Source organism: Nitrospina sp. 32_T5, assembly GCF_052156635.1.
GTDB lineage: Bacteria > Nitrospinota > Nitrospinia > Nitrospinales > Nitrospinaceae > Nitrospina.
Genome location: NZ_JBQKUO010000006.1, coordinates 14,755 through 28,241 on the forward strand (window position 1 = coordinate 14,755; position 13,487 = coordinate 28,241).

Consider the following 13,487-nt stretch of genomic DNA (forward strand, 5'->3'; position numbering starts at 1 on the left):
ATCTTTCGTCAATCTTCCAGAATGGCCAGCACGAGGTCTTTGCGACCTTCCAGCTTGGGAAGCTGTTCCTTGTCCGCCACCCGGCGGGCCATGTACGGCACTTCCCGAATGAGATACTCGTTCATCTCGCCCGTGGTGATGGTGCGGTCCTGATTGAGATCGGCCTGCCCCTTCAATCCCAGCAGGAAAAAATACGTGAACAGGCTGTGGCCTTGTTTGTCCAGCCAGGTGCTGACCTGGTCGTTCTGCGCGCTGGTGAGCACCGCCGTGTTGGACAGCGGCATTGGTCGCGATTGCGGAACGGGGACGATGGCGCTGGCCCGATTGAACAAGACGCCGTCGGGAGTCCGGCCGGAGAAACAGGTGTCGAGCACGATCACCGTTTCCTGCGAAGGAATCTTTTTCAGGTTCTCGTAGAACAGCGAAACCGAAAACCCGGACTGCGAAATGTAGTCGAGGTCGGCGTCCACCGGCACGAAGTACAATTCCTCGCCCGTCACGCCGGGGATGCCATGCCCCGTATAGTAAATGAACACGCGGCTCACGCCGGGCTTCACCCAGCGGAACAATTTGCCGCGGTGGTCCTGCGCCGTGCCGAACAGCGTGGCGAAGTCCCCCTTGGTGGCGTCTTCATAGGTGATGATGTTGTCCGGGTAAAACCCCATGGTGCGGATGAGGTAGGTCTTGATCATCTTTAGGTCGCGGTGCGCGTGCTCGACCTTCGGGATTCCCTTTTTCAGATACGTCCGGTTGCCGATGAGGAGCGCGATGTCGTCCCGCCCCGCCGATTTGCCGATGGGGATCTGCTCGCGGGGATCGTTCAAAAAGCGTCCGGCGGTGGAAAGGGTGCCGGGCGCAAGGCGCGTTTTCTTTTTTTGATGGAACGCGACCTGCGTGTCCTCCGGCTGGACGCGCGTGTTTTGCGCCAGGCTGGGATGCATCGAGACCGCGTTGGCCAGCTTGATGGCGGCGGCGATGATGGATCGCTCCAGGCTGATCTTGGTGCGGTACTGGGCTTCGCGGTAGTCGTCTATGCTCGACGGGGTGGAAAGCCCCAGCGTGCGGAGCGCGGCGGCGACGTCCATCGCCGGATTCAGGGTGCGTTCGTTGAGCGTCGAACGTCCGTGGGTTTCGACCAGGAAGATGGTTTCCTGCGTTAAAGGATCTTTGCCGGTCAGCTTGAGTTTGAAATATTGCGTTTCACCGACGAATTCGGGATAGAGCAGGATGCCGTAACCCGAAGCCGTGAATTCCTTGTCCGCATCCTGCACGACCACGTCCACGAACACCTCTTTCAACGTTTCCCGGAGCAGGTGGGTGAGGCCGTCGCCGATTTCCAGTTCATTGAACACCTTGGCCTCCAACTCATCAGGGATGAGGAGCAGGGCGGTCAGGTCGTACCGGGTTTCGGGAAGCGATTCCTCGACCGGGTATTTGTTGTGGGTGAGTTCGGAATCGATGGTGCCGCCGCAGGCGGTGAGGAAACCGAATAAAAGAGAAAAGATAAGACGATTTAAAAGCAGGTGCGGCGAGGGGCCGCGGGCGGTTGAGCAGACAGGATGAGTGATGCCGTTTCGGGAGCGCATGGCCGGTGGTTATCCAATTCAGGGCTTACTAAAAAGTATAAGGCCTGCGCCGGGGTTGTCAATTCAGGCAGAGGCGAGTGGCCAGTCTTCGGGTGCGGGGCTTTCGAGGGTGAGGGGCTCGCCGGTGGTGGGGTGCTGGACGATCAGTTTGGAAGCGTGCAGGGCGATGCGGCCTTCCGGCAAAGTCGATTGGGCGCGGTACTTGGCGTCGCCCACCAGCGGGTGACCGAGAAACGCGAGTTGGGCGCGGATCTGGTGGAAGCGCCCGGTGTGCAGTTCCACCTCCACTAAAGAGGTCTCGCCTTTGTTCTCCAGCACGGTGTAGGTCAGTTCCGCCTGCTTCGCTTCCGACGTGGGCCGCGGGAACACCGTGGCCTTCATCGACTTCTCTTTCCTCAAATAATGCACGAGGCGGCCGGTTTCCTTTTCCGGCACGCCTTCGACCCACGCCAGATAAAATTTTTGTGCCGTGTGGTTGCGGAACTGTTCCGACAGGCGCGACGCCGCTTTGGACGTGCGCGCGAACAGGACGACGCCGGAGACGGGTCGATCCAGCCGGTGCACCAGCCCGAGGTACACCTTGCCGGGTTTGCCGTATTCGTTTTTGATCCAGTCGCGGGTCCGGTCGAGCAGGTTCGGCGCGCCGCGTACGTCCGATTGTGTCAGCAGGCCCGCCGGTTTGTCCACGGCGACGAGGTGGTTGTCCACGTACAGGATGGTGAGGTCGGGGGTGGCGGAATCCTTCACACCGGCAGGTTCCGTTTGGCTTCCGCTTCCTTGCCCGGAATGTACGGCGGGGTGACGATGCCGCAGGAGATGATGAACTTGAGGCCTTCCTCGACGGTCATGGAGAGCACGGTGACGTCCTCCTTCGGCACGAACACGAGGAAGCCGGAGGTGGGGTTGGGCGTGGTGGGCACGAACACGTTGATGAGGTCTTCGTCGGTGAGTGCCTGCACCTCGCCGCGGGTTTCGTTGGTCACGAAGCCCAGCGAGTAGATGCCCTTGCGCGGGAACTCGACCATCACCACCTTGCTGAAGGCCTTGGTGTCGGTCTGCGCAATGGTGGTCACCACCTGTTTGGCGCCGGTGTAGATGCTGCGCACGATGGGGATTTTTTCGACGATGGTTTCCCACACCTGCACGAGTTTCGCGCCGAAGATGTTTTTGGTGAAGATGCCGATCAGGAAAATGAACAAGAGCGTCATGATGACGCCGAGGCCGGGCAGGCGGAAGTCCGGCGGGATGGGCGCGCCGGCGAAGATGAGCAGTTTGGTGAACATCGGCGACAGCCAGTTGTCCAGCGTCTTGAACAGGAAGTTCAGGATGAAGACGGTGAACGCGATGGGCAGGGTGACGAGGAGCCCGGTGATGAAGATGTTGCGAAGTCGCCGTTTGAAGTCGGTAATCACGAAATTCCTGGAAAATATCGGACGGCCGGCGGGCCGGGATGACGCTCCCCCGGAGGGTGGATTCCGGGAAGCGGTACGATCTTCATTATATAGAGGCGGTGAGCGGCTTGGCAAGCGGGAAGGAGAAGGGGGCAAGGTCCCGAAAAAATTGGGCTTGCAGGAACGAAAAGTTCTGGTAAGATCGGGGAAAACGAACGCAAAAACTGGAATTCGGGGCTGTGGCGCAGCTGGGAGCGCGCTTGAATGGCATTCAAGAGGTCAGGGGTTCGATCCCCCTCAGCTCCACCAGCGTGCCGCTGGACCCAGCATGGGAACATGCTTGGGTTCAGCGGCTTTTTTTGTTTTATCAGGCCGCCTCCCCCGCTAAAGGAGACCGGGGGCGGACCGGTCCGGTTTCAAGTAAAAACAAATCTCCCCGCTATTCACCCGGCCTCTCCGGGATTCAAGGCCTTCCCATCCGGGTTCCGACTCCAATCATTCAAATCCCTGTAAAGCTCGTTTTTTCTACGGAAGTATTGAAATAAAAAGAGACCATAACCATATTTAAAAATAGTCACTCTTTTTTGTTAATGGTCCTGTTCCTTTCGTTTGCTCCCGCTTGGCCAAACTTTAACTTATTCATTAAGGATTCAAGCCCCATGCTAAGACGAACGAATCTTATATCCGCCGCTCTGGCGACCGCCTTGATTTTGTTAACACAAGTCAACTCTTCCTGGGCAGGAGGCGAAGCGAAGTCGAACCAGTTCTGGTGGCCGGAGAAGTTGAACCTGCAGCCTCTTCGCCAGAATGCGACTCTGTCCAATCCCATGGGCGAGAACTTCAACTATGCGAAGGAGTTCAACAGCCTTGACTTGAATGCGCTCAAGCGGGACATAGATGCGTTGCTCACCAACTCCCAGGACTGGTGGCCGGCGGACTACGGTCACTACGGACCGTTTTTCATTCGGATGGCCTGGCACAGCGCCGGCACGTACCGCCAGGCTGACGGCCGTGGCGGCGCGGGGGGCGGTCAACAGCGCTTCGAACCGACCAACAGCTGGCCGGACAACGCCAACCTGGACAAGGCGCGGCGGCTGCTTTGGCCGATCAAGCAAAAATACGGCCGGAAGATTTCATGGGCGGACCTGATGATCCTGTCCGGGAATGTTGCGCTGGAATCGATGGGCTTCAAGACCTACGGCTTCGCCGGGGGGCGTGTGGACGACTGGGAGCCGGAACTGATTTACTGGGGACCGGAAACCAAGTGGCTTGCGGACAAACGTTATAGCGGAGACCGGAAACTGGAGCAACCCCTTGCTGCGGTTCAGATGGGTCTGATCTACGTCAACCCCGAGGGGCCGAATGGAAAACCGGATCCGGTCGCCGCCGCCAAAGACATTCGCGATACGTTTGGCCGAATGGGGATGAACGATGAAGAGACGGTCGCCCTGATCGCAGGCGGACACACCTTCGGCAAAACCCATGGCGCCGCCGATCCGTCCAAATGCGTGGGTCCCGAACCCGCGGCCGCCGGCATCGAGATGCAGGGCCTCGGCTGGAAAAACAGCTGTGGACGCGGCAACGCCGGGGATACCATCACCAGCGGGCTGGAAGGTGCATGGTCCGTCAACCCGATCCAATGGACGACCCAGTATCTGGACAACCTGTTCTCCTTCGACTGGGTGCAGACGAAAAGCCCTGGCGGTGCGGTTCAGTGGATTCCCAAGGATGATTCCACATCGGGTCTCGTGCCGGATGCCCATGATCCATCAAAAAGGCATGCTCCGATTATGTTCACGACAGACCTTTCCCTGAAATTCGATCCGGCTTACCGCCGTATCGCAAAACGTTTCCAGGAAAACCCCAAGGAATTTGAGGTTGCCTTTGCCAAGGCCTGGTACAAGCTGACGCATCGGGATATGGGACCGCGGGGACGTTATCTCGGTGAGCTGGTTCCGAAGGAGCAGCAAATATGGCAGGATCCCATTCCTGCGGTGGATCATGAATTGATCGACGCAGGGGATATTTCCAGACTGAAGGCCCGGATTCTCGAGTCGGGGTTGTCGATACCTGAACTGGTCAGGACCGCCTGGGCATCGGCCTCCACCTTCCGCGACACCGACAAACGCGGTGGGGCGAACGGGGCACGCATTCGTCTTGTGCCGCAAAAGAACTGGGAAGTGAACAACCCGGAGGAACTGGCGAAAATTTTGCAGGCCTTCGAGAAGATTCAACAGGATTTCAATGGTTCGCAAAAGGGAGGCAAACGGGTGTCCCTTGCGGACCTGATCGTTCTGGGCGGGGCGGCGGCCATCGAAAAGGCTGCAGGAAAGGCAGGTCACCCTGTGCAGGTTCCTTTCAAGCCGGGGCGGGCGGACGCCTTGCAGGCGCAGACGGATGTGAATGCGTTTGCGGTGCTTGAGCCGACCGCCGACGGGTTTCGCAATTTCTATGGTGAGGGCAACCCTTTATCGCCGGCAGAAATGCTGGTGGACCGGGCGGACCTGCTGAATCTGAGCGTTCCTGAAATGACCGTTCTGGTGGGCGGCATGCGGGGCCTCAATGCCAATGCCGGGCAATCGCGGCATGGTGTGTTTACCGACCGGCCCGGAACGTTGAACAACGATTTTTTCGTGAACCTGCTCGACATGTCCACTAAGTGGACCAAGTCGACCGGCTCCGAAGGAGTTTATGAAGGACGCGATCGCAGGACGGGCAAGCTCAAATGGACCGCCACTCCCGTTGACCTTGTTTTCGGGTCGAATTCCGAGTTGCGGGCGGTAGCGGAATATTATGCATTCGAAGATTCGAATGCGGCGTTTGTGCTCGACTTTGTTGCTGCGTGGACGAAGGTGATGAACCTCGATCGTTTTGACAAAAATGGACCCCTGAGGATCAGTCTTCGCAACTAGCCAGGTTTGGCATGAAACTAAAGTCGATCAATGACCCGGTGAAATGGTATGAATTCCGGGCCTTCGGCCGGCCAGCAAACCTGGTGTGATCTATATCCAGGGGCTACGGGGTTCAACCTCTCCCAACTTCACTGATGACTGGAAGGGCGGCATGTTTTGGCGATGATCCGATCATCTGCCGGAACCGCCGCCCTTTTTGTTTATGTTTTTTTACAAAGTGGGTTGAGATGCTCTCGTTTAAAATCTGATTGTCCGTTTGCCCGGCAAAGCCATTTTTAAATCACGCCTTGATTCGATTCGTCTGAAGGAGATGTTTTCGTCCTTTCTCCTACAGCTCAAATCAGAAAAAACGAATTGAAAATAATTTTTTGAATTAGGTGTTGACTAACGAATTCGATTTCGTGTATCGTGCTTCCTCTATTAAAAAATCGAAATTTTTCTAGCTAATGGTCACAGGTTAAATTATTAGAAAATTTGATTATTTCTAAGATGAGCACAAGAAAAATAGCTACCCCGTCGTGGACGTTCTTAACGAATCATGCGCACGTTCTTTTGTGCCTTGCCAAAAACCCGTCTGAACGCATACGGGACCTGGCGGATGAAGTTGGAATCACGGAACGTGCAGTTCAGCGCATTATCGTGGAGCTGGAGGCGGACGGATACCTGGAGCACCATCGAGATGGAAGAAGAAACGTATACAAGGTTTTCAGCCGCAAGCCTTTGCGGCATTCAATAGAAAAGCATCGGAAGGTCCAGGACCTGATCCGGTTGATCAATAAATAACATGACGCGAATTATCAATCCGGTAGTCGATCATTTTAGTGAGGTAGGCAAGAGCCGAATCCTGCTCAAATAATATTAATTATTGAACCTGAAAAGTTTTTCATGATTTGAAGGCTTTACCGGGCTAAGGACAATAATTACCCAATGACAATTCCAATACTTATTATTATCTTCCCGCTTCTGGCGGCAGTCCTCATCGGTTTCTTCGGCGAGCGCATGAAATCCAATGTGGCCAGGGTGGGGGTTGTCGCAACAACGAGCGCGTTTTTTATTTCAGTTTGGACTCTTTACCAGGTGAGTACCCAGGGGCCTGTTAATATCGCATTGTGGCCTTTGGATTCCGATGGAGCCTCGGTATTCAAATTGGGTCTGCTGATCGATCGCCTCACGGCTGTCATGATGGTCTTGATCACCAGTGTCAGTACCGTCATTCATGTTTACTCGATCCGTTATCTGGAAGGCGACCCCGGTTATGTCCGGTTTTTCGCCCTGTTGAGTTTTATAACTTTTGTAATCCTTTCCCTTGTTTCCAGTTCAAACCTGTTCATGTTGTTTGTGTTCTGGTCTCTGTTGAGCTGGGCACTCTATCTCATCCTCGTATTTAATTATTCTCATCCGGATGCGAGGAAAAACGCGTTTAAGACTTTTATCGTGCATCGAGTCGGCGACGTATGCTTTCTATTCGGGATTTTCCTTGCTTACAGGTATTTCGGGACTCTTGAGTTTTCCGAGTTGTTCCGGGCGGCCAGGCAGACCCAGACGATTTCCCTGCTACCCGGAAACGTTCTTGATGTCAACGCGGTCTCTGTAATCAGTTTGCTCATTTTTGTGGGCGCCATGGCGAAGTCGGCGCAGTTTCCCCTGCATGTATGGTTGCCGGATACCATGGATTCACCCACACCGGTTTCCGCCCTCATGCATGCGGGAATCGTAAATGCGGGCGGATTTCTACTGAACCGGCTTGCCCCTTTTTACGCTCTCTCGCCAACAACGCTTCATGTGGTTTTCTTGGTTGGGGTTTTGACGGTGCTGCTCGGGGCTTCCATGATGCTGGTCCAGAATGATATCAAGAAGACCCTGGGTTTTTCGACCATGGGGCAAATGGGCTACATGATCATGGAATGCGGGCTGGGCGCCTTTGCGCTGGCAATCTTTCATTTGATCGCCCATGGGCTCTTCAAGGCGACCCTGTTTTTACGGGCAGGGCAGGGCATTCATGATGCGCGGGAAGAACCCGAGTTTCCGCATGAGTCGGAGCACGAGCCGGTGAGGGCTCCCAACCAATTGTCCTGGTATACGGGGCTGGTCCTTACCCTGGTCATGCCGCTTATCATTCTGATGCTGGCCCACGACGTTTTGAATGTCCCGTTGGAGGATGCCAATGGGACCGTCATCTTCCTCTTTTTCGCCTGGGTGACGGCCTCTCAGGCCATGTTCAGTTTGTACCGGATTTACCCGGTGGGTTCATGGGCTGTTGTCAGTGCGATGATCGGCTCCCTGTTTTTCATTGTGTTCATATACCTATGGGCCGGTGAGGCGTTCACGCATTTTATTTATCATGAGCCGGGTATGGCTGCCGGGTTCTTCAAGGCGGCGGCCTTCAATCCCAAAGTTTTTGACACAGTCGTATTGCTGGCCACGCTCCTCATCATTTTTGGTTGGGTTGTCATTTATACAAATTCCCGCGGCCAGTCCATTTTCGTCAAGAACTGGGTGCTCTCTATTCGCAACCATATGTACATCCTTTTGGTCAATCGGGTTTACCTGGACCTTTTCTATGCGCGGTGTGGCAGTCACCTGTTGCGATGGGCTCAAAAGGTAGCTCACCGTTTTTAAAATACAATCGGAAATCAAAATGATTTTAGATAATTTCATTTCAATAATACTGGTGCTGATCCCAGTGGTTCTGGGGGTGGTGTGGCAGGCTTCGCGCATTTCACCCGTCAGGCTCAAGATCATGGGGCTGGCAGTGGTTGTTTTTCTGGCTGGCGGAATGGTCTTGATGCAGTCTGCATTTGGCATGGAACCGCCGGTCCTCCTTTTGACAGGTGCGGTGCTGCTCTCCGGGTTTTGTTCCATTCTGGGTCAGGGTGATAAGGTCGAGCCTGCCAACGTGAGTGCTTCGATCCTGATTGTTTTGGGTCTGGGCCTGGGTGTCCTGTGTCACCAGGGTCTGGTGGGCAGGCTTTTTCTAATCGGCCTTTTGGGTTACGTTCTCACCACATTCAATCGTGGAAAAAGCAATTCGATCAGGGAAAAACTGGTCTTTCCCCATCTGGTGGTTGCGGTCATCCTGGCCATCAGTTCCATTTTTCTTGGGAACCCCCTGAGTTTGTTTGCGGGTCTTTTCCTTGCCGTGACCTTCCTGCCGCTGGCCCCATTTCATCTTCCCTTCGTGGCAGTGATTGAGAATGCGAAAGGGACTCTGTCCAGCTTTTGGATTGTCTTGTGGCTGGCCATCGGACTTTCAGAATTGAACGGGATCCATTCCCTCCTCACTCCTGAAATGCTTTCCGGGGTTAGCCTGCTTGCTTTGGCAAGCGCGGTTTATGCTTCCATGGCCTGTCTTGGCCAGCCGAAAAGCAACTTGTTTGTGGCCTCCGCCACTGTGGCTCATGTGGCCCTGGTCTGGGGGTTGCTGGACGTGTTTTCCAGTTTCCCTGAATGGGGAATCCCCTTTGGGGTGGCCGTAGCCCTTTTGATGGGGGGCGTCATCCTCGCGTTTTCTTTTGTCCGCCAGCGTTATGGTTGGAATATCCTGGGGAAACTTCCAGGTCTGGCCTCCCCCATGCCCCGGTTTGGCATGGTCATGGTTTTTCTCGTGAGTTTCGCCATGTTTCTCCCGCTGTTTTCAACTTTTTCCGGATTGAGGTTCATGGAAACAACGGCAACGCAGGGTGGGGGAATCGCCATACTGTTGATCACATTTCTTGTGGTCTGGTTGGGAGGGGGATGGTATTTCTCGCGGATGCTTCATCAAACTGCTTTTGGCAAGGTACGCTCGGACGTGCCCTATACGGACCTGCGAAAAGGAGAGTTTTTTGCGGTATCGGCTTTGTTAATTTTTGCAGCGTACAGTGGGATGATCCACTAGCACGCTCTTTTCAATAAATAATTTTTTGGAGGTCAGCTAGCCCAAGCCATGAATCGCCTTGAAGTCAAAGAAAAGGTTGCGCCCAGTGAATTGCAGCGGATGGAATTGCGTTCACTCGTTAATTTGGCGGGTGAAACGATCTCGTTTTTCTGGCCGATGAAAACCTTCATCCACCACAATCCGCTTCATGGATTGGAGGAATTGTCCTTTGAAAAGGCAATCAAGGAGGGTGAGCGGGTTTTTGGAGGCCGTGGTTATCTGTGCAATACAGAGTACCGGAATTACTTCAAAGAGGGCCGGATATCTGAAAAGGCGGTTAAGGATGCCTTGAAAGACGTGTCGCAGGATACGGTGATCGCAATTGGCGACCGGAAACTTTCCCATCAGGAAGTTTTAAAAACCCTCCTCATTCACGGCACCGGAAAAGTCGCGCCGGATGTGAGTTCTGCGGTATTGAAGACCTCCCTGGACCAGCCAGGGGTGAGGAACCTAGTTGAAAAAATTCAGGAGTTAACAAAAAAGCGGCAGCAGGGATCGTTCCTGACCGAGCACGGTTGCCAGGAGCAGGAGGATATTGGAACAAAGTACACCATGGGAGAATGGTGCGATCATTCCCTGGGGACCACCGTGCAGGACCAGATAAACAATGAGTTCATCAAATGGTGTGCGGGGTTTCTCGATGAAGGGCATGCTTCCTGGCACATGCCGTGCCGCGAAAAAACTTTTTATAATGGATGGAAAGAATTAGCCCAGGATGAATCAACGGGTGCCATTCTGGGAATTTCAAATTGGCAGGCCAAAATCCGGGGGTTGCCGGACCGGCCTGAGGACTCCATTTTGGAAAGCTTGAATTTGATGAAGCTTCCCAAGGAATTGTGGAGTAACTATTTCACGTTGAAGTTGACCCGTATGTCCGGCTGGACCGGGTTCATCAAATGGCGGGCGGACCAGACGGACTATGAATGGCAGCAGTCTTTTCCCATCGACCTGGTCCAGTATATGGCTGTCCGCATGTTTTATGAGCGGGAATTTGTGGCACTGGCGTGTGAAGATAAACTGGGGATCCCCGGAAACTATGAAGCGATACAATCCTACCTGAAAAATCATTCCATTGGGTACGGCCTCTATAAGGAATTCCAATTGCGCGGCCTTCCGGATGAACTGGAAGGCAGCCTGAATGCATCCCTGTTCATTCAAAATCCGTTGAGAATCGACGTTCTTGACCGGTGTGATCCGGAATTGATTGCAAAATGGGAACGAATCCGGCAACAGCAGGAAACGGATGTTCAAGCCCTCGTCATTTTGCACCTGGCCCGATCTCTGGCCCTTCCGGTTCAGGAATTTCTGAAAAGCACACCGGAGGCATTGACCACGTTGTTTGATTGGATCGAGGAGTTCCCGGAATCCCGGCACGGACCCATATGGCTCGAGGCATTTGAATCCAGCTATCTCAAAGAATTTGCCAAACAGATTTCCCCCAATCTTAAAAAACTGGGCAAGGACGATTCGGCGGAGGAAAAAGCCCAGGAATCGAGGCCACTGGCCCAGGCGGTTTTTTGTATTGATGTTCGTTCCGAGGGTTTCAGGAGGCATCTTGAAGAAGTGGGTGGGAACGAAACGTTTGGATTCGCCGGCTTCTTTGGGGTCCCGATTTGTTATCAGGGATTTTCCAGCGAACAGCAAACGGATCAATGCCCGGTCCTTCTAAAACCAAAACACATCGTCAGGGAAATCCCCCGCGCCTACCAGGGCTGGGATGCAGAAAAAGCCCTGGTCCGGCAGAAACTCGCCAAGACCGGCAATGCGCTGCTTGAAGAACTCAAGGAGAACGTGATCACGCCCTATGTCATGGTGGAAGCGATTGGCTGGTTTTATGGGTTCAAGCTTTTCGGCCAAACCCTGCATCCCAAACTGTACAAGTCTTTTATATCGATGGTAAAAGACCCGTTTGACGTACCCTTGAACACCACGCTGACCGTGGACAAGATCAGCCGCGAAGAAGCCCAGGAAATGGTCGCGTCCCAGCACCGGGCGGCCATTTATAAATTATTGATAGAGCGGTATGGCCGGAGAGGTGCCGCCGTTCCTCATGACCAGATTGAACGATTGCGTCAACTGGCAATGCAGGAAAATTCCGGCGAATCCAACGGAAATTCCGAATTGCTTCGGTTGTTGCGCTGGACAGAATACGACCTGGAGAAATTTATTCAGGTGCTCAGAAATGATTTTGATATTACCGAGCGGGACGTGGCCCATCGGATGCACCGAATCACACAGACCGGGTTTACGGTAACGGAGCAGGCCCATTTTGTGGAAACGGCCCTGAGAATCATGGGATTCACGAAAACATTTGCCCGGCTCGTCCTGCTTTGTGCGCATGGCAGCACATCCGACAACAATCCCTACGAATCCGCCCTGGATTGCGGGGCCTGCGGCGGCAACCACGGGGTCTCCAACGCCAGAACCCTGGCGGTCATGGCGAACAAACCCCAGGTCCGGCAGATGCTGGCCGAAAAGGGCCTGGTGATTCCGCCGGATACGCATTTTCTTCCAGGTCAGCACGACACGACCACGGATGCGGTTAAACTGTTTGACTTGGAAGACGTTCCGGCAACCCATCGAAAGGATTTGCTCAGGCTTCAGAAAGACCTCAGGCAAGCAGGTGAAAACAACAGCCGGGAACGACTGGGCCGATTTCCGGACGAGCCCAAAAGGAAAGGGGAATACCGAGCGCTGGATCTGACAAAGAAACGGAGCGTGGACTGGTCGCAGGTCCGGCCGGAATGGGGGCTTTCCGGGCATACGGCCTTCATTGCGGGGCGTCGCCTGTTGACCCAGGGGATCAATCTGGAAGGACGGGCTTTTCTGCATTCCTATGACCACAGTCAGGACCCCAATGGAAAGTATCTGGAGATCATCATGACCGCCCCGATGATCGTCGGCAACTGGATCAACATGGAGCATTATTTTTCCACCGTGGATCCCGAGGTGTACGGGAGCGGCAGCAAGGTTTACCACAACGTGGTGGGCCGCCTGGGAGTCATGTACGGAACCCAAAGCGATCTATGTATTGGACTTCCCATCCAAACGGTTTATGATGGGGACAAGCCCTATCATGAGCCCATGCGACTATTCGCTGTGATTGAGGCTCCCCCGAAAAAAATCACGGATGTCATGGTGCGACATGAATTTCTTCAGGAAATGTTACGAAATCAATGGATTCATCTCGTTGCTCTGGATCCCGATAGCATGGAGTTTTTTCTCTTTCAATCGCCTGACGATTGGGAGCCAGTTCAATAAAAACCAATTTGTTTGGGAGGATTGAGGCATCATGAGTGGTATTGAACTTCATCCAATGAAAGAAATAAAAATCATTGTCGAGGGAGAGCATCTTCATTTTGTGACAGATGTCCTGGATCGCATTAAAGCCAGCGGTTATACGATTTTCAGCAACATTTCAGGAAAAGGGCATCACGGCTTTCATGAAGGCCATCTGATGTTCAATGACACCAGCAGTTTGCAGATGGTCCTCACCATCGTGCCGGAAGAGAAACTGGATCCCATTCTCTCCGCCCTCAAACCGTTTCTGGAGCGTCACTCAGGAGGGGTTTTCGTGCTGGAGGCCAGTGTGCTTCGAAGGGACCATTTTGCCCCCAAGGATTCATAGCGAATTTTGTGGACAAAAACGAGAATATCCAGTCCCACCCGGGAATGAGTTCGA

Annotated in this window: 9 protein-coding genes and 1 tRNA gene; 7 read left to right on the top strand and 3 right to left on the bottom strand. The window is 53.9% G+C overall.

Annotated features, from left to right (window positions below; genetic code table 11):
• Window positions 1-8: 8 nt before the first annotated feature.
• The 3 genes from ACTRW9_RS13835 to ACTRW9_RS13845 form a co-directional block, all read right to left on the bottom strand.
• Window positions 9-1,586: a caspase family protein gene (locus tag ACTRW9_RS13835; protein WP_442429790.1), complete on the bottom strand. Its 1,578-nt coding sequence runs from the start codon at window positions 1,584-1,586 to the stop codon at window positions 9-11.
• Between the two features lie 63 nt (window positions 1,587-1,649).
• Window positions 1,650-2,333 (bottom strand): RluA family pseudouridine synthase, encoded by a 684-nt coding sequence (locus tag ACTRW9_RS13840; RefSeq protein WP_442429791.1) that lies wholly within the window; start codon window positions 2,331-2,333, stop codon window positions 1,650-1,652.
• Window positions 2,330-2,998, bottom strand: coding sequence for a DUF502 domain-containing protein (locus ACTRW9_RS13845; protein ID WP_442427339.1), 669 nt, complete (start codon window positions 2,996-2,998; stop codon window positions 2,330-2,332). Before ACTRW9_RS13845 ends, ACTRW9_RS13840 begins: the two co-directional genes overlap by 4 nt.
• Before the next feature lie 212 nt (window positions 2,999-3,210).
• Between ACTRW9_RS13845 and ACTRW9_RS13850 the strand changes: the two genes are divergently transcribed.
• The 7 genes from ACTRW9_RS13850 to ACTRW9_RS13880 all read left to right on the top strand — a co-directional run bounded on the left by ACTRW9_RS13850 (window position 3,211) and on the right by ACTRW9_RS13880 (window position 13,433).
• Window positions 3,211-3,286: transfer RNA gene (locus ACTRW9_RS13850), tRNA-Ala, on the top strand.
• 350 nt (window positions 3,287-3,636) lie between these two features.
• Complete coding sequence (gene katG, locus ACTRW9_RS13855) at window positions 3,637-5,889, top strand: catalase/peroxidase HPI (protein ID WP_442429792.1); 2,253 nt, start codon at window positions 3,637-3,639, stop codon at window positions 5,887-5,889.
• 489 nt (window positions 5,890-6,378) lie between these two features.
• The gene (locus ACTRW9_RS13860) at window positions 6,379-6,672 is read left to right on the top strand and encodes a helix-turn-helix transcriptional regulator (protein ID WP_442427300.1); all 294 of its coding nucleotides are present in this window, start codon (window positions 6,379-6,381) and stop codon (window positions 6,670-6,672) included.
• A 144-nt stretch (window positions 6,673-6,816) separates the two neighbouring features.
• A complete protein-coding gene (locus ACTRW9_RS13865) occupies window positions 6,817-8,508 on the top strand; it encodes an NADH-quinone oxidoreductase subunit 5 family protein (RefSeq protein ID WP_442429793.1) in 1,692 nt (563 codons plus the stop codon).
• Between the two features lie 79 nt (window positions 8,509-8,587).
• The gene (locus tag ACTRW9_RS13870) at window positions 8,588-9,766 is read left to right on the top strand and encodes a hypothetical protein (protein WP_442429794.1); all 1,179 of its coding nucleotides are present in this window, start codon (window positions 8,588-8,590) and stop codon (window positions 9,764-9,766) included.
• Between the two features lie 48 nt (window positions 9,767-9,814).
• Window positions 9,815-13,066, top strand: a complete 3,252-nt coding sequence (locus ACTRW9_RS13875; RefSeq protein WP_442429795.1) for a DUF2309 domain-containing protein — start codon at window positions 9,815-9,817, stop codon at window positions 13,064-13,066.
• A gap of 31 nt (window positions 13,067-13,097) precedes the next feature.
• Window positions 13,098-13,433: a P-II family nitrogen regulator gene (locus ACTRW9_RS13880; protein ID WP_442427296.1), complete on the top strand. Its 336-nt coding sequence runs from the start codon at window positions 13,098-13,100 to the stop codon at window positions 13,431-13,433.
• Window positions 13,434-13,487: the final 54 nt, after the last annotated feature.

Coding starts and splice junctions, on each gene's coding strand:
- ACTRW9_RS13835 (WP_442429790.1), bottom strand. CDS start 1,586: ATGCGCTCCCGAAACGGCATCACTCATCCTGTCTGCTCAACCGCCCGC.
- katG (WP_442429792.1), top strand. CDS start 3,637: ATGCTAAGACGAACGAATCTTATATCCGCCGCTCTGGCGACCGCCTTG.
- ACTRW9_RS13860 (WP_442427300.1), top strand. CDS start 6,379: ATGAGCACAAGAAAAATAGCTACCCCGTCGTGGACGTTCTTAACGAAT.
- ACTRW9_RS13865 (WP_442429793.1), top strand. CDS start 6,817: ATGACAATTCCAATACTTATTATTATCTTCCCGCTTCTGGCGGCAGTC.
- ACTRW9_RS13875 (WP_442429795.1), top strand. CDS start 9,815: ATGAATCGCCTTGAAGTCAAAGAAAAGGTTGCGCCCAGTGAATTGCAG.
- ACTRW9_RS13880 (WP_442427296.1), top strand. CDS start 13,098: ATGAGTGGTATTGAACTTCATCCAATGAAAGAAATAAAAATCATTGTC.